The following is a 25530-nucleotide window of genomic DNA, read 5'->3' on the forward strand; positions in this document are numbered from 1 at the left end:
CGAACACCCTGGGGTGGGCGGGTGGGAGCGGGGCTCCACTTGATCGCCCTGACGCAGGATACGAACGCGCGACAGGGTGGTCGCATTCCGCAGCGTAACAGCCCCTCAACGGGCCGGTCGACCGGCCGTCATCCGGCGGGCCAGGCCCACCGCCGCCCGGTCCCCCAGCGCCGCCCCCCGGGCGTGGGCGGCGTCGGCGCCGGCCCCGAGCGCGGCGCGGGCGGCGTCCTGCACCGCCCGCAGCCGTGCCGCGTCGGCACCGTACTCCGGGCTCGCGCGCGGGCTGGCCCGCGACGCCCCGAGCAGCACCATCGCGTCGTGGTGGCGGTCGCGCCGCGACAGTGTCTCGACCAGGGCGCGGACCGCGCTCCACAGCTGGGTCCAGGCCCCCATCCCGAGCCAGGCGTCGAGCAGCGGCCCGAACCGTTCCGGCGCCGGATCCTCCGTGCGGGCCGCGGTGGTGAGCAGGGTGTGCCGGGCGACGCCCGCGACGAACGCGGCGTCGATCTCCTCGGCCAGGGCCACCGCCCGCTCCAGGTGCGCCGCGGCGCCCGGCAGGCCCGCCTCGGCGAGCCGCTCCCCCTGCGTGTACTCCGCCCAGGCCATGGCCACGACCGAGCCCGACCGCGCGGCCACCGCCGTGCAGGCGTCCGCATGCCGGGCGGCGGCGTCCCGGTCACCGGCGTAGGCGCTGATCACCGCGAGGTCGCAGTACCCCATGACCAGCGTCGGGTCGTCCTCCGCGGCCGTGGCCAGCTCGACGCACCGCTGCGCGTGCCGCAGGGCCACGTCCAGGTCGCCGGTGAACATCACCGCGTTGGCCAGCGCCTCGTGCGCCTCCCGACCCAGCAGCGGGTCGCCGAGGTGGCCCGCGAGGGCCAGCGCGCGTTCGCAGCGCTCGCGGGCGCCGTCGAGGTCGCCGCGCTGCCAGCGCGGGACGGCGGTCAGCGCGAGGAGGCGCGGCACCAGCGGATGGGTGCCGTCCCCGACGGCGTCGAGCGCGTCGTCGGCGAGGCGGACGAGGTCGGCCCGGGCGCGCCGGTGCCCCAGCTCCGCGCAGACCATGGCGAGCCGCAGCAGGTCCTCGGTCGGTCCGGCCGCGCACAGCCACTCGTGCGCCCGGCCGACGTCGGCGAGGTGGGCGTCGAACCGGCGGACGGCGGCGGCCTCGTCGGGGCGGGAACGGGCGGCCAGGGTGTCGACGGCCAGCGCCACCGCCCAGGCGGCGTGCCGCGTCCGCAACGCCGCCCGCTCCGGGTCGGTGGCCAGCCGGGACCGGCCGAAGGCCCGCAGGGTCTCCAGCATCCCGAACGTCACCGGGTCGCCGTCGCGGCGCCGCACCAGCGACCGGTCGACGAGGTCGGGCAGCGCCCGCGCGTCCCCGCACACCGCGCTCACCGCCGCGGGTTCGACGGCACCCGCGAACACCCCCATGCGGACGAACAGCGCGCGCTCCCCGTCGTCGAGCAGGCCGAAGGACCACTCGACGACGTCGCGCAGCGACCGGTGCCGCCGCGGCGCGGTGCGGCGGCCGCGGCCCAGCGCGTCGAGCGGGTCGTCGAGCGCGTCGACGAGACCGGCCAGCCCGACGGCGCGCACGCGGGCCGCGGCCAGCTCCAGGGCCAGCGGCAGGCCGTCGAGCCGGGCGCAGACGACGGCGACCTGTGCCGGATCGGGCACCGCGGACGGGTCGGCCGCGCGGATCCGGTCGGTCAGCAGGGCCGCGGCCGGCGCCGCCGCGAGCGGGACCACCGGCAGGACGTGCTCGCCGTCGGCGCGCAGCGGCTCGCGGCTGGTGACCAGCACCACGATCCCCGGCGCCCCGGCCACCACCTCCTCGACGAGCGCGGCGACGGCGTCGGCCACGTGCTCGGCGTTGTCGAGGACGAGCAGCTGCCTGCGGACCGCCAGCACCTCCACGACCCGGGCCGCCGGCCGGTCGGTCGCGGCCAGCCGCAGCGCCGCCGCGACGACGCCGGTCACCGAGTCCGGGCCGGCCGGGACCAGGTCGACGACGAGCGCGCCGTCGTCGAACCGGTCGGCGGCGGCCGCGGCGACGTGGCGCGCGAGCCGCGTCTTGCCCACCCCGCCCGGCCCGCACAGCGTGACGACGCGGTGCTCGGCCAGCATCGCGGCGGCCTGGGCCAGCTCGGCGTCACGGCCGAGGAAGGCGCTCACCGGCAGCGCCGGACGGGCGGGCGACCCGGCCCGCAGCAGGCGTTCGTGCAGGTGGCCGAGCTCGGTCGCCGGCTCCGTGCCGAGCTGCTCGGCGAGGTCGGCCCGCAGCCGGGCGTAGGCCCGCAACGCCTCCGCGGGACGCCCGGCGGCGGCCAGGGCCCGCATCAGGACGGCGGCCGTGCCCTCCCGCAGCGGGTCCTCGGCCAGCAGCGCCGCGGCGGCCGACGCGGCGTCGTCGGCCCGGCCCGCGGCCAGCCACGCCTCGGCGCGCCGCTGCCGCGCGGCCGCGTGCAGGGCGTCGAGCCGGGCACCCTCGGGGCCGGGGTCGTCGAGCTCGGCGAAGGGCCGTCCCCGCCACAGGGCCAGCGCCTCGTCGAGGGGGCCCGCGGGCGGCCCGTCCCCCGCCAGCAGCCGGGCGAACAGGTCGGCGTCGGTCGGGCCGTCCAGCCGGTAGCTGCGCGCCCCGGTCGAGATGCGGACGCCGGCGGGCAGCACCCGGCGCAGCCGCGCGACCAGGGTCTGCAGCGCCCCGTCCGGGTCGGCGGGCCGGTCGTCGCCCCAGACCAGCTCGGCGAGGGCGTCCACCCCGGCGTCGGCGCCGGCGTGGCGGGCGAGCGCGGTGAGCAGCCGGCGCTGGCGCCCGCTGCCGATCGGGACCGGGCGGCCGTCGGGGTCGCGGACGAGCAGCGGCCCGAGCACCCCGACCACCGTCGCGTCCACGCCGGACATCATGGCCGTCGCGACAGCGCGGTGACAGCCACCCGACAGCACCGCTTCGTAGCGTCCCGCCCATGACGACATCCACCGTGACCACCCCCACCGCCGAGCAGTTCGGCGAGCGCCTCTTCGGAGCGGTGCTCGGCGCCCAGTTCGCCCAGGCCGCCTACCTCGGCGACCGCCTGGGCTGGTACCGCGCGCTGGCCGCCGACGGCCCGCTCACCCCGGCCGAGCTGGCCGCCCGCACCGCCACCGCCGAGCGCTACGCCCGCGAGTGGTGCGAGCACCAGGCCGTGTGCGGTGTGCTGCTGGTCGAGGACGGGCGGTTCACGTTGCCGCCGGGCCCGGCCGAGGTGCTGACCGACGAGCTGAGCACGGCGTTCGTGATGCCGCTGGCCCGCATGGCCGTCGGCTTCGGCCGGCAGGTCGACGCCCTCGTCGCCGCCTACCGCTCGGGCGGCGGCGTGCACTGGGACGACTTCGGCACCGACGCCCGCGAGGGCCAGGCCGCCGCCAACCGTCCGCTGTTCCTGGGCCCGGTCGCGCGCGAGTACCTGCCCTCGGTGCCCGACGTCGCCCGCGTGCTCGACGGCGGCGGGCGGGTCGCCGACATCGGCTGCGGCTACGGGTGGTCGGCGATCGGGCTGGCGCTCGCGCACCCCGGCGTGACCGTCGACGGCTACGACCTCGACGGGCCGTCGGTCGAGGCGGCCCGGCGCAACGCCGTCGAGGCCGGGGTCGCCGACCGCGTGCGCTTCCACCTCGCCGACGCCGGGACCGCGACCGGCACCTACGACGTGGTCGTGGCGTTCGAGTGCATCCACGACCTCCCCGACCCGGTCGGCGTGCTCGCCGCGATGCGGCGCCTGTCCGGCGACCGCGGCGTCGTCGTCGTGATGGACGAGCGGGTGGCCGAGGAGTTCACCGCCCCCGGCGACGAGGTGGAGCAGCTGATGTACGGCTACAGCCTGATGTGCTGCCTGCCCGACGGCATGGCGCACGCGGGATCGGTTGGGACCGGCACCGTGATGCGGCCCGACACGCTGCGCCGCTACGCCCGCGACGCCGGGTTCGACGGCGCCGAGGTCCTGCCGATCGAGGACGCGTTCTTCCGCTTCTACCGGCTGGCGTGACTCAGGCGCCCTCGGCCAGCCAGTGGCGCAGCGCCGCGGTCCCGACCGAGCAGAAGCCGGTCGCGGGCGAGCCGTAGTAGTGGTGCAGGTCCGAGTGCAGGGTGAGCGGCAACCGGCGGTGGCGCAGGTAGGTCAGCACCCGCCGGTCGACCATGCCCACGACGTGGGTGCAGCCGTGCTCGTCGGCCACCCGGGCGGCCACCCCCAGCATCCGCTCGAACAGGCGGCGGTTGCGGAACCGGGAGCGGACGGCCGCGGTGAGCACGTCCAGCAGCACCGCCGGCCCGTCGTCCGCCAGGTCGGCCTCGGGTGTGGCGTCGAACGGGGGCGCGACGGCGTCCTCCAGGCTCAGCGACATCCGCGGCCCGGGCAGCCCGAGCCGCATCATCCCGGCCCAGCCGTCGTCGTGGGCGAGCACGATCTGGGTCTGCGGGCGGTGGTCGGAGTAGTAGGAGCGCAGGTCGTCGGCCGACTCGCCGAACGTGGCGCGGAAGACCCCGGCCTCGATGCGCTCGGCCACCCCCAACGCCTCCGGGAACGGCGGGGCGGTGGCCGGGAAGGCGATGCAGGAGACCGGCCGTCGCACCATGCCCAGACCACCCGTCCAGCGGACCCGGCCGGAACCGGTGCGCCCGCCCCGAACGAGCGCCCCCATTGGTAACACCGTTATCGTGTCCGATCCATCACTGAGCGTGATGTTGCTCCGAACGCCGACCCCCGCCGCGCGAACACTGCGCCGAACGGCCGTACACCGGACGCCGGACGCCGCGGCATGCCTGCTCCCGCGGGCCGGATGGGCCGTCCGGCGTCTGGTCAGCGGGCGGCTGCGGGCCTACGGTCGCCCTCCCCACCCGCGGGGAGCGCGGGACGGAGCGGAGGGCAGGCCGATGGACATCAGGGAGCTCAGCGAACGGGGACAGGACGCCTGAAACGCCCGGGACGAGGAGGGGTTCGTCGCCCTCTACACCGCCGACCACGAGGTGGTGGCGCCAGGCTTCACCGGCAAGGGCCACCAGGGCGTGCGCGACTTCTGGGCGCTGTGGAACGGCGCCTTCCCCGACAACCGGATCGCCTACCGGACGTTGCTGGTGGACGGCACGCAGGCGGCCCAGCTCGCGACGTTCCAGGGCACCCACACCGGGCCGCTGATGGCCCCCGACGGCTCCGCCATCCCGCCGACCGGCCGCGCCGTGACCACCACCTACACGCTGTTCTCGACCATGCAGGACGACAAGGTGGCCCGCTCGGAGTTCGTCTTCGACCAGATGGACCTGCTCGGACAGCTCGGGCTGCTGCCGGGCTGACCGACCCGGCCGCCGTCGCGCGTCTCAGCGCGCGGCGGCGGCCTTCCGGCGCCGGGCCGGCGCCTTGCGGGCCGTCTCCGGCGTGACGAGCCCCTGCAGGAACTGGCCGGTGTAGCTGGTGGGGTGGGCGGCGATCTGCTCCGGGGTGCCCTGCGCCACGACGGTGCCGCCGCCGGAGCCGCCCTCCGGGCCCATGTCGATGACCCAGTCGCTGGTCTTGATGACGTCGAGGTTGTGCTCGATGACCAGCACCGAGTTGCCCTTGTCGACCAGCCCGTTGATGACGAGCAGCAGCTTGCGGATGTCCTCGAAGTGCAGGCCGGTGGTGGGCTCGTCGAGGATGTAGATCGTGCGGCCGTTGGACCGCTTCTGCAGCTCCGAGGCCAGCTTGACGCGCTGCGCCTCGCCGCCGGACAGCGTGGGCGCGGGCTGCCCGAGCCGCACGTACCCGAGCCCGACGTCGACCAGCGTGCGCAGGTAACGGCTGATCGAGGTGATCGGGGCGAAGAACTCCGCGCCCTCCTCGATCGGCATGTCGAGCACGTCGGCCACGGTCTTGCCCTTGTAGTGCACCTCGAGCGTCTCGCGGTTGTAGCGCGCGCCCTTGCAGACCTCGCACGGCACGTAGACGTCGGGCAGGAAGTTCATCTCGATCTTGATCGTGCCGTCGCCGGAGCACGCCTCGCAGCGCCCGCCCTTGACGTTGAACGAGAACCGGCCGGGCTGGTAGCCGCGGACCTTGGCCTCGGTGGTGGAGGCGAACAGCTTGCGCACCTGGTCCCACACGCCGGTGTAGGTGGCGGGGTTGGAGCGCGGGGTGCGGCCGATCGGGCTCTGGTCGACCCGCACGAGCTTGTCGAGCTCGTCGAGCCCGGTGATCCGGGTGTGCCGGCCGGGGACCTGGCGGGCGCCGTTGAGCTTGTTGGCCAGCACCGTGGCGAGGATGTCGTTGACCAGCGTGGACTTGCCCGACCCGGACACCCCGGTGATCGAGACGAGCGCCCCGAGCGGGATGTCGACGTCGATGCCGCGCAGGTTGTGCTCGCGCGCGCCGACGATCGTGAGCTTGCGCTTCGGGTCGATCGCGCGGCGCTCCGCCGGCACCGGGATCGAGCGCCGCCCGGACAGGTACGCGCCGGTGAGCGAGGTGTCGTGCGACTCCAGCCCGTCGACGGGGCCGCTGTAGACGATGTGGCCGCCGTGCTCCCCCGCCCCCGGGCCGATGTCGACGGCCCAGTCCGACGCGCGGATGGTGTCCTCGTCGTGCTCGACGACGATCAGCGTGTTGCCCAGGTCGCGCAGCCGCACCAGGGTCTGGATCAGGCGGCGGTTGTCGCGCTGGTGCAGGCCGATCGACGGCTCGTCGAGGACGTAGAGCACCCCGACCAGGCCGGACCCGATCTGCGTCGCCAGCCGGATGCGCTGCGCCTCGCCGCCGGACAGCGACCCCGCGGCGCGCGAGAGCGAGAGGTAGTGCAGCCCCACGTCGAGCAGGAACCCGAGCCGGGCCTGCACCTCCTTGAGGATGGAGCCCGCGATGATCGTCTGGCGCTGGTCGAGGACCATGCCGCCGAGGAACTCGGAGCACTCGGCCACCGACATCGCGGAGATCTCGGCGATCGAGCGCTCGCCGCGGTCGCGGTGGGTGAGCGTGACGGCGAGGACCTCGGGCCGCAGCCGGGCACCCTTGCAGACCGGGCACGGCACGTCGCGCATGTAGCCCTCGTAGCGCTCGCGCTGCGAGTCGGACTCCGTCTGGTCGAGCCGGCGCTCCAGGAACGGGATGACGCCCTCGTAGCTGGCGTAGTACGAGCGCTCGCGGCCGTAGCGGTTGCGGTAGCGCACGTGCACCTGGTCGTCGCTGCCGTGCAGCACGGCCTTCTGCTCGGCGGCCGACAGCTTGCGCCACGGGGTGTCCATCCGGAACCCGATCGCGCTCGCCAGCCCCTCCAGCAGCCGCCCGAAGTACTCCGCGGACTGCCCGCCCGACCACGGCGCGATGGCCCCGCCGGCGAGGCTCGCGTCGGGGTCGGGGATGACCAGCTCCGGGTCGACCTCCTTCTTGATCCCGATGCCGCTGCACTCCGGGCAGGCGCCGTACGGGGAGTTGAAGGAGAAGGTGCGCGGCTCCAGCTCGTCGAGGGCGAGCGGGTGCCCGTTGGGGCACGACATCCGCTCGGAGAAGCGGACCTCGCGGTGCGGGTCGTTCTCCGGCAGGTCGACGAAGTCGAGCACGATCAGCCCGCCGGCCAGCCGCAGCGCCGTCTCGACGGAGTCGGTGAGCCGCTGCTTGGCCGAGCCCTTGACCGCCAGCCGGTCGACCACGACGGAGATGTCGTGCTTCTCCTGCTTCTTCAGCTTCGGCGGGGCGGTGAGCTGGTGCACCGTGCCGTCGACCAGCACGCGCGAGTAGCCCTGCGTCTGGAGCTGGTCGAACAGGTCGACGAACTCGCCCTTGCGGGTGCGCACGACGGGCGCGAGCACCTGGAACCGCGCGCCCTCCTCCATCGCGAGGACCTGGTCGACGATCTGCTGCGGCGTCTGCTTCTCGATGACGTGCCCGCAGACGGGGCAGTGCGGGACGCCGGCGCGGGCGTAGAGCAGGCGCAGGTAGTCGTAGACCTCGGTGATCGTGCCGACGGTGGAGCGCGGGTTGCGGTTGGTGGACTTCTGGTCGATCGAGACCGCGGGCGAGAGCCCCTCGATGAAGTCGACGTCGGGCTTGTCCATCTGGCCGAGGAACTGGCGCGCATACGCCGAGAGCGACTCGACGTAGCGGCGCTGGCCCTCGGCGAAGATGGTGTCGAACGCCAGGCTGGACTTGCCGGAGCCGGACAGCCCGGTGAACACGACCATGCTGTCGCGCGGCAGGTCGAGGTCGACGCCGCGCAGGTTGTGCTCGCGGGCGCCGCGCACGATCAGTCGATCCGCCACGGAAGGGCCTCCTGTGTGCCGGGGAGGGGCGAAGCGGCGGTGCTCTCGCCGGTCCACCCCATGCTAGGCAGGCCCACCGACAACCACGCGCCGACGCCGAGGATCGCACAGACGTTCGACGGCCGGTGCCGCCGCACCCCGCTCCCCCGCGGAAGCCCAGGTCACCCCGGCCGCGCCCGGCGTCCGGGGTGATCGACACCGGTCGCCCGCCGCCCGGGCCGCCGCAGCACCCGACGCCGACCGGTCGTCGCGCTGCGCCGGACGGCCCACCCGGGGTGTCCACGGACGGGCCGCGGTCAGCGCAGGGCGGGTGCGTCCCACCAGACCACGCCGTCCCCGACGTCCTCCACCTCCAGATCGGTGGCCGCGAGCAGGCGCAGGTACGCCGTCACCCCCGGCGCCAGGACGCGGCGCTGGTCCTCGTCGGGCCCGGCGACCACGATCTGGCCGGTCGTCCCGCCCTCCGCCGGGTCGGTGTCGACGACGAGCACGTTCCCGCCGCCGTCCTCGGCCAGCGGCCACCAGCCGGGCAGCCAGTACTCCTTGCGGACCGGGTCGCCCGGTCGCACCGTGATGTGCTCGGCGTGGTCGGCCATCCCGTCCGGGCCCTCCGCCCGGAGCAGGTCGTCCCATCCGCCCCAGACCACGGCCGCGTCGGCGACCGGGAGGAAGCGGTACTGCGGGAACACCTGCGGCGCCCGCGGGGAGCGGCCCTGGCCGTCGGCGAGGGCGTAGAGCGCGAGCAGGTCGGCCGGGAACCGGATCCCCGTCCGGGACTGCGCCTGCGCGAGCTCGGCGGGATCGGCGGGCGGGCGCAGCTCGGGCGCGGGATCGAACCCGGCGGCGGTGAGGGTGGCGGTCCAGCTGGTCCAGGCGGCGTTGAGGTCGTCCACGCCCCCACCCTCGCGCACCGGCCCGGGAGCCCGCCCGGGCTACCCTGCGCCCGTGGGAGAGCCGAACGTCTGGTCCACCGCCCGTCTCCCCGACGGCGACGGGCGCACCGCCGATCTCGACGTCAACGGGTACGGGCTGAGCTGCGACATCCCGGTCGACGCCGGCGCCGAGCCGGCGGGCGTCACGCCGTTCGGGCTGCTCGCGGCCTCGCTGTCGTCGTGCACGGTGATGTCGGTGCGCAGCTTCCTGGTGCGCTGGCGGGTCCCGCCGGGCGAGGTGCACGTCCGGGTGGCCGTGCAGGGCGGGCCGAGCCCGGTGCTGGTGCGGACGGTCACCGTCGACGCCGTCGTGGAGCCGGACCTGCGCGAGCAGCTCTCCGCCGAGGTCGACAACACCCCGGTCACCCGCCTGCTGCGCGACGCCGTCCCGATCCGCACGGTGCTGCGCACCGGCTGAGTCAGCGCACGTACCCGGCCCGGGTGTCGTCGACGATCAGCGGCCGGTCCAGCGTGGACGGCTCCAGCTCCAGGCGCGGCCGGTCGCGCGGGAACACCGCCGCCGCGGCGAGCCCCGGCCCGTCGAGGAAGCGCAGCGCCGGGGCCCGCGGCGACAGCGCGAGCGGCGGCGGCCCGCCGACCTGGGCGAGCGTGAACCCCCAGTCGCCGAAGCTGGGCACGTGCACGTGGTACGGGGTGACGCCGAGCCCCGCGGACGCGACCGTCGACACCGTCCGCCAGTAGGCCTGCGGCGTGGAGTACGGGCTGCCCGACTGCACCACGAGCTGCCCGCCCGGGGCCAGCACCCGCGCGACGAGCCCGTAGAACTCGGTGGAGTACAGCCGCCCGAGCACGGGGGTGTCGGGGTCGGGCAGGTCGACGATCACGGCGTCGAAGGTGCCGGGCAGTGCCTCGCGCAGCCAGCGGAACCCGTCGTCGACGACGAGCCGGACGCGCGGGTCGTCCAGGGCGTGGTCGTTGAGGTCGGCGAGCCGGGTGCGGGCCAGGTCGAGCACGGCCGGGTCCAGCTCGACCTGCACGACCTCCGTCACCGACGGGTGCCGCAGCAGCTCCCGGGCCGCGAGGCCGTCGCCCCCGCCGAGCACGAGCACCCGTCCCGGGTCGCGGGACAGCACCGGGTGCACGAGCGCCTCAGTGTAGCGGTGCTCGTCGACGCTGGAGAACTGCAGGTCGCCGTCGAGGTACAGGCGCAGGTCGGGACCCCGCTCGGTGAGCACGATCTGCTGGTAGGCCGAGGTCAGGTCGGCGACGACCGGGTCGGCGTAGAGCCGCTGCCGCGACGTCTCGACGATGTCCTGGGCCTGCACCAGCAGCACGGCGAGCCCGGTGGCGGCGAGCAGCAGCGCCGCGGTGGCGACGGCCCGCGACCGCACCCCCAGCCGGTCGCGCAGCACGAACACGGCGACGACCGCCGCGGCCACGAGGTTGACCATCCCGGTGACCGCCGACCCCCGGATCTGCCCGACCAGGGGCAGCAGCACGAACGGCCAGGCCAGCCCGCCGACCAGCGCGCCCGCGTAGTCGGCGGCGTTGAGGTCGGCCACCAGCCGCCCGGCGGAGCGGCCGTCGCCCGCGAGCAGCGTCATCAGCAGCGGCACCTCGGCCCCGACCAGCACGCCGATCACGGCGGTGGCCAGCACCAGCACCGCGCTGCTCGTGCCGTGGAAGGAGAAGGCGACGTAGAGGGCGGTGGCCGAGAGCCCGCCGACCACCCCGAGCACGATCTCGATCGCCACGAACGCCGGGGCCGCGTGCGCCAGCAGCGGCTTGGCCGCCAGCGCCCCGACGCCCAGCGCGGCGACGAACCCGGCCACGATCAGCGAGGTGACCGCGATCCCACCGCCCGCGAGGGTGACGGCGAGGGTGAGCAGGACCAGCTCGTAGACCAGCCCGCACGCCGCGCACACCGCGACCGCGGCGAGGAGCAGCGGCCGGGCCCGGCGCGGTCCCAGCGGCGGCGCGCCGTCGGGGACGGCGAGCACCGGCGGCGCGGTCACGCCGTCACGACAGGGCCGCCGCGTTCACCGCCCCGATCGCGAGCAGGCTCGACCCCACCGCCCAGGCCGCCCCGCTCATCCGCGACTCGGTGACCAGCGCGCGCAGGTGGCCGGGCACGAACGCGTCGAGCAGCCGCAGCGCCACGCCCTGCAGCACCACGCCGAGCAGGCCGTAGACCAGCGAGTCGACCAGGCCCTGGCCCAGCGAGTCGTCGCTGGTCAGGATGGCCGTGACCACGATCAGCGCGAGCGCGAGGTGGTTGGCCGCGAGCAGGATCGCCGCGTTGGGGTTGCGGTCGGTGTAGACCTGCCGGCGCAGGTTGCCGGGCGTCAGCACGTCGAGGGCGACGAAGCCCAGCGCCAGCACGGCGAAGCCGACGACGAAGTACAGCAGGGTGGCGAGGACGCCCTGGCCGAGCAGGCCGGCGTCCACTGATCCGAACTCCATGGCGAAGATCATCCTCACTTCACGTCGTCGTCGTCGTCATCGGTGGCGGCCGGGGAACCGGGGGTGAACCCCTGGCCGAGGTAGGCGTAGGAGCCGTCGCGGTAGGCGCCGTCGAGGTCCTCGACGCGCACGGTGCTGCCGCCGCTCGCCGGGCTGACCACGACGATGTCGTCGTCGTAGCGCAGGTACTCGCTGCCCGCGTCGCTCGCCTGCGCCGCGGGCCGCACGGCGCCGGCGATCTGCGAGGTCGCGGCCGCGACGGGGGCGGCGGCCAGGTAGGTGCTGGTGTCGCCGGACTCGCTCTGCTCGTCGAAGGTGTCGTCGAGGAAGCCGCGCACGTCCGAGCCGGCGCCGCAGCCCGTCAGCAGGGCGAGCGCGACCACCGCCCCGGCGATGCACCGCCGCCTCACGGCGTCCACCTGCTCCGCGTCGTCACGATCACGCCCTCCTCGGGTCCGGGGTAGAGGTGCCAGGTGCGCCAGGTCCAGCCGCCGTCGAGCGCGGACCCGGTGAGTGCGGTGAGCGCCGCCCCGTCCCCGGGGAACGCGCCGCACACCCAGTCGGCGCCGTCGGCACGGGCGCGCAGGTCCGCGGCGGTCGCCGCCAGCTCGGCCGCGGGGACCGTCCGGCTCTCCGACGCCAGCCGGTAGGCCCCGGCCCGGGTGCGGCGCGGCAGGGGCCGCCCCCCGGCGGCGACGGCGTCGCAGGAGACCTGCTCGGTGAGCCGCGCGGGGCCGGCGGTCGCCGTGACGGCGTGCGAGGCCCCGAGCACGCCGAGCACCAGCCGGGCGTCGCCGTGGGTGAGCTCCAGCTCGGCGAGCGTGGGCGGCGCGGGCGCGTCGAGCAGCAGCCCGAGCGCGTCGGCGGCGACGTCGCGCGGCAGCACCCGGAGGCGGTGCAGCGTCATCGGATCCTCCATGATCATGCGGCTCCGGGACCGTACCGGTTGCCGCGGTGATCGTCACCCGTCCGATATCGCCCCGGAACCGTAGTTCCACCACTCCGTGACGGGTGGGAGCACGACCCCCGTCCGGCCTACCGCCCGCCGGCCGCCATGCCGCCCCCGGGGCGGTGATGGTCGTCGGCGGCGCGCTGGTGCTGCTGCTCCCGGCGTCGCTGGTCGACGACCGCGCCCTGGGCATCGACGCGGACGCACCGCGCTGACGGCCCCGCTCAGGCCACCCCGAGCAGCCGCTGCGCGGTGTCCGGGTCGCGCCGGAAGTCGGCGGTCGGGACGCGGTGCACGATCTCGCCGCGGGCCATCACCGCCACCTCGTCGGCGACGCCGAACGCGAGGTGCAGGTCCTGCTCGACGAGCAGCACGGCCACGCCCTCGGCGCGCATCGTCGTGATCACCCCGCCGATCTGCTCGACGATCGCGGGCGCGAGGCCGTCGGACGGCTCGTCGAGCAGCACCAGCCGCGGGTTCGTCAGCAGGGCGCGGGCGACGGCGAGCATCTGCTGCTCCCCGCCGGAGAGCTGCCCGGCGAGCTGCCTGCGCCGCTCCTTCAGCCGGGGCAGGAGGTCGAGGATGCCGTCGACGGTCCAGGTCGCGCTGTGCCGATGTCCGGGCCGCGACCGGGACGACAGCGACAGGTGCTCCCCCACCGTCAGCGTCGACCACACCCGCCGCCCCTGCGCCACGAGCGCCACCCCCGCCTTCGCGATCACGTCGGCGCGGCGCCCCGCGAGCTCCACCCCGTCGACGGTGATCGAGCCCGAGGTGACGGGCACGAGCCCGGCGAGCGTCATGACCAGCGTCGACTTGCCGGCGCCGTTGCGCCCGAGCAGCGCCAGCGTCGCCCCGGCGTCGAGGTCGAGGTCGACGCCGGACAGCACGGTGCTGCGGTCGTAGCCGGACACCAGGTCCCGCACGGAGAGGAACGTCATCGGGTGAACAGCTCCTCGCGGCGACCCGCGCCGAGGTAGGCCTCGCGGACGGCGTCGCTCGCCCGCACGTCGGCCGGGGTGCCCGACAGCAGCACCCGGCCCAGGTGCAGCACGGTGACGGAGTCGGCGAGGGCGAACACCAGGTCCAGGTCGTGCTCGACGAACAGCACGGTGATCTCCGCAGGCAGCCCGGAGAGCAGCTCGACGAGCCGGGACCGCTCGGCGGGCGACATGCCCGCGGCGGGCTCGTCGAGCAGGAGCAGCGACGGCCGGCAGGCCAGCGCGAGCGCGACCTCCAGCTGCTTGCGCTCGCCGTGCGACAGCGACGGCACGCCCGCGTCGCCGCGGCCGGACAGCCCGACGTCGGCGAGCAGCTCCTCGGCCCGCTCGCGCAGCCCCGGCTCGCGGCGCGGCCACGGCCGGATCGCGCCGCCCGGGCCGTGGCGGCGCAGCGCGAGGGTGAGCGTCTCCACCGCCGTCATCGAGGAGAACAGGCTGGAGTGCTGCAGCGTCTGGCTCATCCCCAGCCGGCTGCGCCTCACCTCGGACAGACCGGTGACGTCACGGCCGGCGAGCTCGACCCGGCCGGTCTCGGCCGTCATCGTGCCGGTGACCAGCTTGAACAGCGTCGACTTGCCGGCCCCGTTCGGGCCGATCAGCGCGTGCCGCGCCCCGGGCTCGACCACCAGGTCGACCGCGTCGACGGCCCGCAGCGCACCGAAGGACCGGCCGACCCCGGTGCACGTGAGCGCGCTCATCGCGTCCTCCCCAGCAACCCGGCCGCCCCGCGCGGCAGCAGGTAGACGACGACCACGAACACGATCCCCAGCACCAGCGGGCCGTGCCCGTCCAGCGTCGGCCCCAGCGCGTCGCGGACGACGACCACGAGCGCCGCGCCCAGGCACGCCCCCCACAGCGACCCCGCGCCGCCGATGACCACGGCGAGCAGCATCAGCGAGGAGATGAGGAACCCGACGTCGGCGGTGGACACCAGCCGCTGCTGCGCCACGAGCAGCGACCCCGCCATCCCCGCCACCCCGCCGGCCAGCACGAACACCGCGTACTTGTACAGCGAGGTGGAGTAGCCGAGCGCGCGCATCCGCGGCTCGTTGTCGCGGATGCCGCGCAGCGCGTCGCCGAACGGGGACCGGGCCACGACCCAGACCAGCGCGAAGCCGAGCACGAACACCAGCAGCACGTACCAGTGGGTGAACCCGGCGTTGGCCAGCGGCTCCCCGCCCACCCGCACCGCGGGTACGCCGGTCAGGCCGTTCGCGCCGCCGGTCACCGACTCCCAGGAGTTGGCGACCTGCCCGACCAGCTCGCCGATGGCCAGCGTCAGCATGAGGAAGAAGACCCCGGCCGAGCGGACGGTGATCCAGCCGGTCAGCGCGGCCGCGAGCGCGCCGACGCCCGCACCGACGAGGAGCGGGACCGGGGCCTGCGCGGTGACGTGGATCGACACCCACCCCGCCGCGTACGCCCCGGAGCCGAAGTAGGCGGCGTGCCCGAGCGAGGGCAGCCCGGTGACGCCGACGAGCAGGTCCAGGCTCACCGCGAACAGCGCGAACACCAGCACGCGGCTCAGCGTGGAGGTGGCGAACGGGGCCAGGAACAGCGGTGCCGCGGCCAGCACGACGAGCACGGCGACGGCGACGTACCGGCCGTACGCGCGCCCGGTCCCGCCCGGGGCGGTCGCGGGTGCGGGGGGTCCGGCCGCGCCCGGCTCGGTGCGCGGGGCCTGCTGATCGGCCGTCACCGCGCCACCGCCCGCGTCCCGAACAGCCCCTGCGGCCGCAGCACCAGCACCAGCGCCAGCGCGCCGAACAGCACGAACGAGGCGAAGTCCGGCAGCAGCACGCGCCCGACGGTGTCGATCTGCCCGATCACCAGCGCCCCCACCAGCGCGCCGCGCACCGACCCGAGCCCGCCGATCACGACGACGACCAGCGCGAGGATCAGCACGGTGGCGTCGAGGCCGGGGCGGGCGCCGTAGATCGGCCCGCCCAGCACGCCCGCGACCGTCGCCAGCACCGACCCGACCGCGAACACCGCCCCCTTGACCAGCCGGTTGTCGATCCCGAGCGTCGCCACCATCTCGCGGTCGGCGACGGTGGCCCGGACCAGCGCGCCGACCCGCGTCCGGTCGACGACCAGGTAGACGGCGAGCGCGAGCACCGCCCCGATGACGATGATCAGCAGCCGGTAGGTCGGGTACACCGCGCCGAGCACCGAGACCGAGCCGTCGAGCCCGGGCGGGGCCGCGGCCGACAGCGGGTCGTCGCCGAACACGATGATCAGCAGCTCCGCCGCGATGAGGGCGACGCCGAGCGTGAGCAGCGCCTGGTCGAGGTGCGAGCGCTTGCGCAGCGGCTCGGTCATCAGCGACAGCAGCACGCCGGCGGCCAGCCCGCCGACCGCGGCGAGCCCGAGCGCGCCGAGGAACCCGCCCCAGCTGCCCGCGAGCGTCGCGCCGAGGTAGGCCCCGAGCAGGAACAGCGCGCCGTGGGCGAGGTTGAGGACGTCCATCATCCCGAAGACGAGCGAGAGCCCGACCGCGAGGATGAACAGCAGGAACCCGATCGCGACGCCGTTGAGGATGCTGACCAGCACGCGCTCAGCCCGGCTGGCTCTGCTGGCCGAGGTCCTCGACCACCGCGTTGACCAGCGTGCCGCCCGCGTCCTGGACGCTGCGCAGGTAGATGTTCTGGCGCGGGGTCTGGCCGTCGAACTCCCACGTGCCGCGCGGGCTGTCGTCGACGGCGCCGATGCCGCCGAGCGCGGTGGCCAGTGCGTCGCCGTCCAGGGCGGTGGCGGTGGCGAGCGCGCGGTTGAGCACGTTGGCCGCGTCCCAGGTCTGCACGGAGAAGGTGCTCGGCGCCTCGCCGTAGGCGGCCGTGTAGGACTCGACGAACGCGGTGTTGGCCGGGTTGTCGAGCTGGTCGGTGTAGTGCAGCGTCGTCTGCACGCCGAGGGCGGCCTGGCCCTGCTGCGCGAGGACGTTGCCCTCGGTGAGGAAGCCCGAGCCGTAGAGCGGGATCGACGCCGACAGCCCGAACTGCGCGTACTGCTGCACGAAGGTGATCGCCTCGGCGCCGGAGAAGAAGCAGAACGTGGCCTTCGCGCCGGAGCCCTGGATCGTGGAGAGGAAGGGCTGGTAGTCCGACGTGGTGCCGAACGGGCTCTTCGCCTCGCCCGCGATCGTGCCCCCGCCCGCGGTGTAGGCGGCCTTGAAGCCCTCGATGACCTCGGTGCCCGCCGCGTAGTCGGGGGCGATGAGGAACACGCCCTCGGCGAAGCCGGTCTCGGCGAGGTGCGTGCCCATCGCGGCCGCGATCTGCGCGTTGGTGAACGAGGTGCGCCAGATGTAGGGGGTGCGGTCCGGCCCGGTCAGTGCGCCCGCGCCCGCGTTCGTGACGACGAGCAGCTTCTTCGACTCCGTCAGCAGGTCCTTGACGCCCAGCGCGGTGGCCGAGTTGACCAGGCCCACCACGACGTCCACGCCGTCCTGCTGGATGACCCGCTGCACGGCGGGCACGCCGGTCTGCGGGGTCTCCCCCTCGTCGACGGCGACGGTCTCGACGGTGTAGTCGCCGAACCGCCCGCCGTTGGAGTCGAGCCACAGGTTCCAGCCGCGGGTCATGTCCTCGCCCAGCGCCGCGTAGACGCCGGACTGCGGCACGACGAGGCCGACCTTGATCGCGCCGCCGCCCCCGCCCGCGGCCGGTGCCGAGCCGCCGCCCCCGACGCTGCTGCCGCACGCCGAGAGGACGGGAAGGGCGGCCGCGGCCCCGAACAGGCTGAGCAGGCGGCGGCGGGTGAGCGCGGGGTGCTCCATGTCGGGACTCCTCGGTGAGTGACCGGTGGTGCTGGGACGTTCTACAGATGGGGAGCGAACCGGACGGATCGTGTAGTGCTGGCCCGGGCTTGTCAACGGATCGCGTGACGACCGGAACCCGATCGTGACGACCGGCCCCACCCGCCCCGGGACTCCTCCGTCGGCCCTCCGTCCCCGTTACCCTGCCCGGGTGGACGTCCTCGAGAACTACTCCGGTCACACCGATCCCGGCGGCCCCGCGGCCCGCCGCGAGCTCGACGCGCTGACCATCACGAAGCTCTCCGTCGGCCCGATGGACAACAACGCGTTCCTGCTCGTGTGCCGGGCCACCGGCGAGGCGCTGCTGCTCGACGCGGCCAACGACGCCGAGCGGCTCGCCGACCTCATCGGCTCCGGCGACGACCGGCCCGCCCTGCACACGCTGGTCACCTCCCACCGCCACGCCGACCACTGGCAGGCCCTCGGCGCGGTCGCGGGCATGTTCCAGCCGCACCTGATCGCCCACCCGATCGACGCCCCCGAGCTGCCGATCCCGATGGACGAGCTCGTCGAGCACGGCGACACGATCCGGTTCGGGCGCATCGAGCTGGAGGTCATCCACCTGCGCGGGCACACGCAGGGCTCGATCGCACTGCTCTACCGCGGCGCCGACCACCCGCACCTGTTCAGCGCCGACTCCCTGTTCCCCGGCGGGCCCGGCCGCACCTGGTCCGAGCCCGACTTCTGGTCGCTGGTGGCCGACCTCGAGGCCCGCGTGTTCGACGTCCTGCCCGACGACACCTGGGTCTACCCCGGCCACGGCGACGACACGACGCTCGGCAAGGAGCGCCCGTCGATCCCGGACTGGAAGGCCCGGGGCTGGGTCGACGAGAGCTGAGGCGTCCGGCCCGGCCCGGCGGGCCGTCCCCACCACGAACGGCAACAGGTCGGCAACACCGGCGTCATCCGGACTGCGCAGTCTTCCCTTTCCACGGATCGGGAAGGACCCTGCACGGATGGTCTGGGCACGGATGGGTCGGGCGCGCACGGCGCTGAGCGCGGTGGTCGCGTTCGCGCTGCTGGTCGGGGTGTGGGAGCTGGCCAAGGCGGTGCTGCCGGACGCGGGGGTGAGCATCGGGGACACCCGGGTCCTCCCCCGCACCGACGACGCGGCGATGCCGCACGTCTGGACCGTGCTGACGCGGCTCGGCGAGCCCGAGGTGGCCGGGGCGGCGGCGCAGCGGACGGTCGGCGAGGCCGTCGCGGCCGGCTCGCTGTTCACCCTCGGGCTGGCCATGGGCGGGCTCCTGATCGGCGGGGTGCTCGGCGCGGCGCTGGCGCTGGCGATGGCCCGCTCCGGGCTGCTGGAGCGGGCCCTGCTGCCGTGGATCGTGCTGTCGCAGACCGTGCCGCTGATCGCGATCGCGCCGCTCGTCGCCGGGTGGGGCGGGAAGATCGCGATCTTCGGGCAGCCGTGGCAGCCCTGGACCAGCGTCATGGTCATCTCCTCCTACCTGGCGTTCTTCCCGATCGCGGTCGGGATGCTGCGCGGGCTGACCTCCCCCCGGCGCGCCGATGTCGAGCTGTTCCGGTCACTGGCCGCCGGCTGGTGGACGACGCTGGTGCGGCTGCGGCTGCCCGCGTCGGTGCCGCACCTGCTGCCCGCGGTGCGGCTCGCGGCGGCCGCGGCGGTCGTCGGCGCGATCGTCGCCGAGATCTCCACCGGCACCCGCGGCGGCGTGGGCCGGCTGATCATCGAGTACGCGCAGTCGGCCACCGGCGACCCGTCGCGGATGTACACCGCGATCCTCGGCGCCGCCGTGCTCGGGCTCGTCGCCGCCGCGGCCGTCGGGCTGCTGGACCTCGGGCTGCGCCGCTACCGCGGGAGCACCGCGTGAGCGGGCCCGCCGTCGAGCTGGTCGGCGTCGACAAGGTCTTCGGGCCGGTCCACGCCCTGGACGGCATCGAGCTGACGATCGGCGCGGGCGAGTTCGTGTCGCTGATCGGGCCGTCGGGGTGCGGGAAGTCGACGCTGCTGCGCGTCGTCGCCGACCTGGAGCAGCCGAGCGCAGGGACCGTGCGCGTCAGCGGCAAGCCCGCCGCGCAGGCCCGCCTGGACCAGGACTACGGCATCGCGTTCCAGCAGGCCGGGCTGCTGGAGTGGCGCAGCGTCGCGGAGAACGTCGAGCTGCCGCTGCACGTCCACGGCGTGCCGAAGGCGCAGCGCCGGGCGCGGGCGGCGGAGCTGCTGGAGATGGTGGGGCTCACCGAGTTCGCGCGGTCGCGGCCCGGGGAGCTCTCCGGCGGGATGCAGCAGCGCGTCGCGATCGCCCGCGCGCTCGCGCCGGAGCCGTCGCTGCTGCTCATGGACGAGCCCTTCGGCGCCCTGGACGAGATGACCCGCGAGCGGATGCAGGCCGAGCTGCTGCGGATCGCGGGCGAGACCGGCGCCGCGGTGCTGTTCGTGACGCACTCCATCCCGGAGGCCGTGGTGCTGTCGGACCGGGTGGTGATCATGTCGCCGCGGCCGGGACGGATCACCGGGGTCGTCACCGGGCGGCGCCCCGGCGCGAGCCCCGAGCTGGCCCCCGACGACGTGGAGGACGTGCGCGAGTCGGCCGCGTTCTTCACCGCGATCACCGACGTCCGCGAGGCGCTGCGCAAGGGGCACGAGTGAGGACCCGGCTGTGAGGAACTGGCTGCCGCCGCTCGCCTTCGGCGCGGGCGTGCTCGTGCTGTGGCAGGTGCTCGTCACGGCGCTGGCCGTGCCGTCGTTCCTGCTGCCCTCCCCCACCGCGATCGCGGGGCAGGTCGGCGCGCAGTTCGGCGTGATCGTCCCGACGGCGTCGGTGACGGGCGGCAACGCGCTGGCCGGGCTCGTCGCCGGGTTCGTGCTCGGCGTGGCGCTCGCGGTCCTCGCGGCCCGGTCCCGGCTCGTCCAGGAGCTCGCGACACCGGTCGTGCTCGCCGCGAGCGCGGTGCCCATCGTCGCGCTCGCCCCCGTCTTCACGACCCTGTTCGGCTCGACGACCGAGGTGCCGCGGCAGCTCGTCGTGACCGTCGTCGTCGTGGTGCCGGTGTTCGTCTCGACCGCCCGCGGGCTGCGGCAGGTCCAGCCCGTGCACGCCGACCTCATGACGGCGCTCGCCGCCACCCCGTGGCAGGCGTCGCGGTTCGTGCGGCTGCCCGGCGCCGTCCCGTACATCGTCACCGGCCTGCGCCTGGCCGCCCCGGCCGCGGTGATCGCGTCGATCGTCGCGGAGTACTTCGGCGGCCCGCAGAACGGGCTGGGCAGCCGGATCTCCTCGGCCGCGGCGAACACCGCGTACGCGCGGGCGTGGGCGTTCGTCGTCGCGGCGATCGCGCTCGGCCTGCTGTTCCACGTCGCCGGGCTGCTCCTGGAGCGGCTCGCCACCCGAACCCCCCGGTAGAAGGAGAAACCCGTGTTCCGTCGAAGGTTCCTGGCGGTCGCCGCCGCCGCTCTCGCACTCACGGCCTGCTCGACCGTCGCCGAGCCGGCGGCGCCGGCCGCCGAGGGCGGGCTGACGCCGGTGAAGCTGCAGCTGCAGTGGTTCACCCAGGGGCAGTTCGCGGGCTACCTCGCCGCCGTCGACCAGCGCTTCTACGAGGCGAAGGGCCTCGACGTGGAGATCCTTGAGGGCGGGGTCGACATCGTCCCGCAGACCGTGCTCGCCCAGGGCCAGGCCGACTTCGCGATCGCCTGGGTGCCCAAGGCGCTCGCATCGCGGGAGCAGGGGGCCGGGATCACGAACGTCGCGCAGGTGTTCCAGCGCTCGGGCACCTACCAGGTGTCGTTCGCGGACGCGGGCATCACCTCGCCCGCCGACCTGCGCGGCAAGCGCGTCGGCAACTGGGGCTTCGGCAACGAGTTCGAGCTGTTCGCGGGCATGACCGCGGCCGGGCTCGCCCCGGCCTCCGACGTGAGCCTGGTGCAGCAGCAGTTCGACATGCAGGCCCTGCTCTCGGGCGAGATCGACGCCGCCCAGGCCATGTCCTACAACGAGTACGCGCAGGTCCTGGAGGCGACGAACCCGGCGACGGGCGCGCTCTACCAGCCATCGGACTTCTCGGTGATCAACTGGGAGGACCAGGGCACCGCGATGCTGCAGGACGCGATCTGGGCCAACACCGAGCGCCTCGCCGACCCCGCCTACCAGGACACGACGACGCGGTTCGTCGCCGCGTCGCTGCAGGGCTGGGCGTACTGCCGCGACAACGTCGAGGAGTGCCGCGACATCGTCGTGGCCGCCGGGTCGACGCTCGGCGCGAGCCACCAGCTGTGGCAGATCAACGAGGTCAACAAGCTGATCTGGCCTGCCCCCGCGGGCGCGGGCACGATCGACGCCGCCGCGTGGGCCCGCACCGTCGAGGTGGCCCGCACCGCGGTGAACGCCGACGGCCAGACCGTGATCACGGCCGACCCGGACGCCGACGCCTACACCAACACCTACGTCGAGCAGGCCCTGGAGCAGCTGCGGGGCGAGGGCGTCGACGTGGAGGGCACCTCGTACACGCCGACGGAGGTCACGCTCAACGCCGGCGGCAGCTGACGACCGCCACGACGGGCCGACGGCGTTCACCCACCACTAGGATGGGTGAACGCCGGTCGGGCCGGTCGTGTCCATCCGCTGTCCGCCGCGCGTGATGGCCCGTGCACGGGCGGGTACAGGAACAACGATGAGCCGCCGTCATCTCGGACTCGCACTGCGCGGCGTCGCCGCGCTGGTGTCGCTGGCCGTCCTCGCCACCACCGGGTACGGCTGGTCGGTCTACCGGCAGGTGTCCGACACGCTCGTCACCAGCGAGGCCCTCGGCGACCAGGCCCCCGCCGGGCTGGACTCGGAGTTCACCGCACTGCTGGTGGGGATCGACTCCCGCACCGACGCGTCGGGCGACCCGCTGCCGCCCGCGGTCCTCGCCGAGCTGCGGGCCGGCGAGGACGAGGGCCAGTTCAACACCGACACGATCATCCTGCTGCACGTCCCGGCGGGCTCCGTCGCGAGCGCGTCCGCGGTGTCGATCCCGCGCGACTCCTTCGTCGAGGTCGCGGGCGGGCTGGGCCGGCACAAGGTCAACGCGGCGTACCGGCGCGGGATGGCCGCCGCCGAGGACGCGCTGACGGCGCGGGGGCTGACCGGCCCGGCCCTGGAGCGCGCCACCCGCGAAGCCGGGCGCCGCACGCTCGTCGACACCGTGGAGGCGCTCACCGGCGTCACCGTCGACCACTTCGCCGAGATCAACCTCGCCGGGTTCGTCGAGATCACCGAGGCGATCGGCGGAGTGCCCGTCTGCCTCAACAACGCCGTGAGCGAGCCGCGCTCGGGCGTCGACCTCCCGGCGGGCCCGCAGGTCGTCAGCGGGGGCGACGCCCTCGCGTTCGTCCGCCAGCGCCACGACCTGCCCGACGGCGACCTCGACCGCGTCACCCGCCAGCAGGCCTTCCTGGCCGGGCTCGCGCGCACGGCGCTCGGGACCGGCGCGCTGGCCGACCCGGCACGCGTCGAGGCGCTGGTCGCGACCGTGACCCGCTACGTGGTGCTCGACCGGGGCTGGGACCTCGACCGGCTCGTCGCCCAGCTCCGCCGCGCCTCCGGCGGCGACATCGCCTTCCGCACGATCCCCACCGGGCGGCCCGACCTGGAGACCCCCGTCGACGGGGTGGCCGTCGAGGTCGACCCCGACGCCGTCCGCGCGTTCGTGACCGGCCTGTTCGACCCGGAGACGATCCGCGAGCGGCTGGCCGCACCCCTCGGCGACGACGCCGCCGCCCCCACCACCGTGCGGGGTGTGCCGGTACCGCTGACGACGCAGACGCCCTCCCCCACGACCGCACCCGCGACGACCACCGAGCGCCCGATCACCGCCGCGACCGTGCCCTGCGTGGACTGATTCGACACGCACGACAGACTGTCGCCCGTGGTCGACTCCTTCCCCCGCCGCCAGGCCCGCACCCGCCGCTTCACCCTCGGGGCCCCCCGCGGCCTGACCGTCTCCCCCGACGGCAGGCGCGTCGCGTTCCTGCGCAGCCGCGGCGGCACCGACCCCGTCACCTGCCTGTGGACGCTCGACGCCGCCACCGGCCGGGAGCACCTCGTCGCCGACGCGCGCCTGCTCGGCGAGGACGGCGACCTGCCGCCCGAGGAGCGGGCCCGGCGCGAGCGCAGCCGCGAGCAGGCCGGCGGGATCGTCGGCTACTCCACCGACCGGGCGGTCGCCGTCGCCGCGTTCGCCCTCGCCGGCCAGCTGCACGTCGCCGACCTCGCGGGCGGGGCCCCGCCGCGCGCGCTGCCCTCCCCCGGCGGGGTCATCGACCCGCACCCGGACCCGCTGGGCCGGCGCATCGCCTACGTCAGCGGCGGCGCCCTGCACGTCCACGACCTGGCGTCGGGGTCGACGACGACCGTCGCCCGGCCCGAGGGCCCGGACGTCACCCACGGCCTCGCCGACTTCGTCGCGGCCGAGGAGATGGGCCGGATGCGCGGGTTCTGGTGGTCCCCCGACGGCGACCGGCTCGCCGTCGCGCGCGTCGACAGCACCCCGGTGCAGCGCTGGCACATCGCCGACCCGGAGAACCCCGGCCGCACCCCGGCCGTCGTCGCCTACCCGGCGGCGGGCACGGCCAACGCGGTCGTGACGCTGGAGCTCGTCGGGCTCGACGGCACGCGCGTCCCGGTGCAGCTCGGCGACGACGAGTACCTCGTGCAGGTCTCCTGGAGCGTGCACGGGCTCCTCGTCACCACGGCGCCGCGCGACCAGACCGCGCTGCGGACCGCGCTCGTCGACCCGCTAGGGGGCACCGCGACCCCGCTGCACGAGCAGACCGACCCGGCGTGGGTCGACATCGTCCCCGGCGTGCCCGCGCACACCGCGTCCGGCGCGCTGGTCACCGTCGAGACCCGCGAGGGCGCGCACCGGCTCGTCGTCGACGGGGTGGCGGTGACCCCGCCCGCCGTGCAGGTCCGCGAGGTCGTCGACGTCGACGAGGACGTGGTGCTGTTCCGCGCGAGCACCGACCCGGTGTCGGTGGGCCTGTGGACGTGGGACCGCGACGGGCTCGTCGAGGTCGCGACGGCGCCCGGCGTGCATGCGGGGACCCGCGCCGGCGGCACGACCGTCGTCACGAGCGGTGACCTGAGGTCCGACGGGGCCCGCACCGTCGTCCGCAGCCGGGAGGACGAGTTCACGATCACCTCGTTCGCCGAGGCGCCCGGCCTGGAGCCGGCCGTCGCGCTGTTCGAGGTCGGCGAGCGCAGCCTGCGCACCGCGGTGCTCCTGCCCTCCTGGCACACGCCCGGCACGAAGCTGCCGGTCCTCATGGACCCCTACGGCGGCCCGCACGCCCAGCGCGTCACGGCGCTGCGCGCGGCCCACCTGACCAGCCAGTGGTTCGCCGACCAGGGCTTCGCCGTCGTCGTCGTCGACGGGCGGGGCACGCCGGGTCGCGGGCCGGAGTTCGAACGGGCCGTGCACGGCGACCTCGCGACGCCCGTGCTGGAGGACCAGGTCGACGCCCTGCACGCCGTCGCGGCGTCGCTGCCCGACCTCGACCTCACCCGCGTCGGCATCCGCGGCTGGTCCTTCGGCGGCTACCTCGCCGCGCTGGCGGTGCTGCGCCGCCCCGACGTCTTCCACGCGGCGGTCGCCGGGGCGCCGGTCACCGACTGGGGGCTCTACGACACCCACTACACCGAGCGCTACCTCGGCCACCCCGCCCAGCACCCCGACGCCTACGCGCACTCGTCGCTGATCGCCGACGCGCCGTCGCTCTCGCGCCCGCTGCTCCTGGTGCACGGCCTGGCCGACGACAACGTGGTGGCCGCGCACACGCTGCGGCTGTCCTCCGCGCTGCTGGCCGCGGGGCGGCCGCACACCGTGCTGCCGCTGTCCGGGGTCACCCACATGACCCCGCAGGAGGTCGTCGCCGAGAACCTGCTGCTCCTGCAGGTGCAGTTCCTCCGGACGGCGCTCGGGCTCGACCCGGCGGCCCCGACTCCGCAGAGCTGAACGGTCCGCACGCCGTTCCCCGTAACGGGGGACGCGCGCGGCCCGATGACTCCCCGAGTGCTACGCAGAGTAGGCGGTGCGGGAGGATCCGGGCGTGCGGGACCAACGACAGGATCCGGACTCGACGACCCGTCTCGTCGCGGGCCGGCTCGACACGGCCACGGACAGGCTCCCGG

23 protein-coding genes and 1 pseudogene are annotated in these 25530 nt (G+C 75.1%); 11 read left to right on the forward strand and 13 right to left on the reverse strand.

The window, feature by feature from the left end; all coding sequences use genetic code 11:
- Positions 1–105: 105 nt before the first annotated feature.
- Entirely contained in the window at positions 106–2898 is a 2793-nt protein-coding gene (locus tag H6H00_RS25595) for an AfsR/SARP family transcriptional regulator (RefSeq protein ID WP_185718220.1), read from the reverse strand.
- Between the two features lie 71 nt (positions 2899–2969).
- On the opposite strand from H6H00_RS25595, the gene H6H00_RS25600 reads away from it, so the two are divergent.
- Complete coding sequence (locus H6H00_RS25600; protein ID WP_185718221.1) at positions 2970–4028, forward strand: class I SAM-dependent methyltransferase; 1059 nt, start codon at positions 2970–2972, stop codon at positions 4026–4028.
- Position 4029: 1 nt separating this feature from the next.
- Here H6H00_RS25600 and H6H00_RS25605 read toward each other — a convergent pair whose 3' ends face one another.
- Positions 4030–4617, reverse strand: coding sequence for a hypothetical protein (locus H6H00_RS25605; protein WP_185718222.1), 588 nt, complete (start codon positions 4615–4617; stop codon positions 4030–4032).
- A 352-nt stretch (positions 4618–4969) separates the two neighbouring features.
- Between H6H00_RS25605 and H6H00_RS25610 the strand changes: the two are divergent.
- A pseudogene (locus tag H6H00_RS25610) lies at positions 4970–5332 on the forward strand (ester cyclase); the annotation flags it as partial.
- Between the two features lie 24 nt (positions 5333–5356).
- Here the strand turns inward: H6H00_RS25610 and uvrA are convergent.
- Positions 5357–8266 carry an excinuclease ABC subunit UvrA gene (gene uvrA, locus H6H00_RS25615; RefSeq protein WP_185718223.1) on the reverse strand — a complete coding sequence of 970 codons (2910 nt, stop codon included), beginning with the start codon at positions 8264–8266 and terminating at the stop codon, positions 5357–5359.
- Positions 8267–8562: 296 nt separating this feature from the next.
- Positions 8563–9159, reverse strand: coding sequence for an SMI1/KNR4 family protein (locus H6H00_RS25620; protein ID WP_185718224.1), 597 nt, complete (start codon positions 9157–9159; stop codon positions 8563–8565).
- A 52-nt stretch (positions 9160–9211) separates the two neighbouring features.
- Here H6H00_RS25620 and H6H00_RS25625 point away from each other — a divergent pair, with 52 nt between their 5' ends.
- Positions 9212–9616, forward strand: a complete 405-nt coding sequence (locus H6H00_RS25625) for an OsmC family protein (RefSeq protein WP_185718225.1) — start codon at positions 9212–9214, stop codon at positions 9614–9616.
- 1 nt (position 9617) lies between these two features.
- Here H6H00_RS25625 and H6H00_RS25630 read toward each other — a convergent pair whose 3' ends face one another.
- The 4 genes from H6H00_RS25630 to H6H00_RS25645 are packed head-to-tail and all read right to left on the reverse strand — an operon-like array spanning position 9618 to position 12529.
- Entirely contained in the window at positions 9618–11174 is a 1557-nt protein-coding gene (locus H6H00_RS25630) for a polyamine aminopropyltransferase (protein ID WP_185718226.1), read from the reverse strand.
- 4 nt (positions 11175–11178) lie between these two features.
- A complete protein-coding gene (locus tag H6H00_RS25635; protein WP_185718227.1) occupies positions 11179–11622 on the reverse strand; it encodes a DUF350 domain-containing protein in 444 nt (147 codons plus the stop codon).
- Between the two features lie 14 nt (positions 11623–11636).
- On the reverse strand, positions 11637–12032 hold the full coding sequence (locus H6H00_RS25640; RefSeq protein ID WP_221775666.1) for a DUF4247 domain-containing protein: 396 nt from the start codon (positions 12030–12032) through the stop codon (positions 11637–11639).
- Positions 12029–12529, reverse strand: coding sequence for a DUF2617 family protein (locus tag H6H00_RS25645; RefSeq protein ID WP_185718228.1), 501 nt, complete (start codon positions 12527–12529; stop codon positions 12029–12031). Before H6H00_RS25645 ends, H6H00_RS25640 begins: the two co-directional genes overlap by 4 nt.
- 104 nt (positions 12530–12633) lie before the next feature.
- Here H6H00_RS25645 and H6H00_RS25650 point away from each other — a divergent pair, with 104 nt between their 5' ends.
- Positions 12634–12786 carry a hypothetical protein gene (locus H6H00_RS25650; protein ID WP_185718229.1) on the forward strand — a complete coding sequence of 51 codons (153 nt, stop codon included), beginning with the start codon at positions 12634–12636 and terminating at the stop codon, positions 12784–12786.
- A 9-nt stretch (positions 12787–12795) separates the two neighbouring features.
- On the opposite strand, the gene H6H00_RS25655 is transcribed toward H6H00_RS25650, so the two are convergent.
- From H6H00_RS25655 to H6H00_RS25675, 5 genes are read right to left on the reverse strand one after another with little or no spacing between them, the layout of a single operon-like run.
- Complete coding sequence (locus H6H00_RS25655; protein WP_185718230.1) at positions 12796–13512, reverse strand: ABC transporter ATP-binding protein; 717 nt, start codon at positions 13510–13512, stop codon at positions 12796–12798.
- Positions 13509–14270, reverse strand: coding sequence for an ABC transporter ATP-binding protein (locus H6H00_RS25660; RefSeq protein ID WP_185718231.1), 762 nt, complete (start codon positions 14268–14270; stop codon positions 13509–13511). The genes H6H00_RS25655 and H6H00_RS25660 overlap by 4 nt, the downstream gene beginning before the upstream one ends.
- The gene (locus H6H00_RS25665; RefSeq protein ID WP_185718232.1) at positions 14267–15271 is read right to left on the reverse strand and encodes a branched-chain amino acid ABC transporter permease; all 1005 of its coding nucleotides are present in this window, start codon (positions 15269–15271) and stop codon (positions 14267–14269) included. Before H6H00_RS25665 ends, H6H00_RS25660 begins: the two co-directional genes overlap by 4 nt.
- Complete coding sequence (locus H6H00_RS25670; RefSeq protein WP_185718233.1) at positions 15268–16125, reverse strand: branched-chain amino acid ABC transporter permease; 858 nt, start codon at positions 16123–16125, stop codon at positions 15268–15270. The genes H6H00_RS25665 and H6H00_RS25670 overlap by 4 nt, the downstream gene beginning before the upstream one ends.
- A gap of 4 nt (positions 16126–16129) precedes the next feature.
- Positions 16130–17350 (reverse strand): ABC transporter substrate-binding protein, encoded by a 1221-nt coding sequence (locus H6H00_RS25675; RefSeq protein WP_185718234.1) that lies wholly within the window; start codon positions 17348–17350, stop codon positions 16130–16132.
- Between the two features lie 190 nt (positions 17351–17540).
- On the opposite strand from H6H00_RS25675, the gene H6H00_RS25680 reads away from it, so the two are divergent.
- The 7 genes from H6H00_RS25680 (at position 17541) to H6H00_RS25710 (ending at position 25354) form a co-directional block, all read left to right on the forward strand.
- Positions 17541–18227: an MBL fold metallo-hydrolase gene (locus tag H6H00_RS25680; protein ID WP_185718235.1), complete on the forward strand. Its 687-nt coding sequence runs from the start codon at positions 17541–17543 to the stop codon at positions 18225–18227.
- 118 nt (positions 18228–18345) lie between these two features.
- Positions 18346–19227, forward strand: a complete 882-nt coding sequence (locus tag H6H00_RS25685) for an ABC transporter permease (protein WP_221775667.1) — start codon at positions 18346–18348, stop codon at positions 19225–19227.
- Entirely contained in the window at positions 19224–20006 is a 783-nt protein-coding gene (locus H6H00_RS25690; protein ID WP_185718236.1) for an ABC transporter ATP-binding protein, read from the forward strand. Before H6H00_RS25685 ends, H6H00_RS25690 begins: the two co-directional genes overlap by 4 nt.
- A 10-nt stretch (positions 20007–20016) precedes the next feature.
- Positions 20017–20760: an ABC transporter permease gene (locus H6H00_RS25695; protein WP_185718237.1), complete on the forward strand. Its 744-nt coding sequence runs from the start codon at positions 20017–20019 to the stop codon at positions 20758–20760.
- A gap of 12 nt (positions 20761–20772) precedes the next feature.
- Positions 20773–21900, forward strand: a complete 1128-nt coding sequence (locus tag H6H00_RS25700; protein WP_185718238.1) for an ABC transporter substrate-binding protein — start codon at positions 20773–20775, stop codon at positions 21898–21900.
- Between the two features lie 127 nt (positions 21901–22027).
- Positions 22028–23239 carry an LCP family protein gene (locus H6H00_RS25705; RefSeq protein ID WP_185718239.1) on the forward strand — a complete coding sequence of 404 codons (1212 nt, stop codon included), beginning with the start codon at positions 22028–22030 and terminating at the stop codon, positions 23237–23239.
- Positions 23240–23266: 27 nt separating this feature from the next.
- Positions 23267–25354 carry a S9 family peptidase gene (locus tag H6H00_RS25710; protein ID WP_185718240.1) on the forward strand — a complete coding sequence of 696 codons (2088 nt, stop codon included), beginning with the start codon at positions 23267–23269 and terminating at the stop codon, positions 25352–25354.
- Positions 25355–25530: the final 176 nt, after the last annotated feature.

The sequence above is a fragment of the Pseudonocardia petroleophila genome, assembly GCF_014235185.1.
Taxonomy (GTDB): Bacteria; Actinomycetota; Actinomycetes; order Mycobacteriales; family Pseudonocardiaceae; genus Pseudonocardia; species Pseudonocardia petroleophila.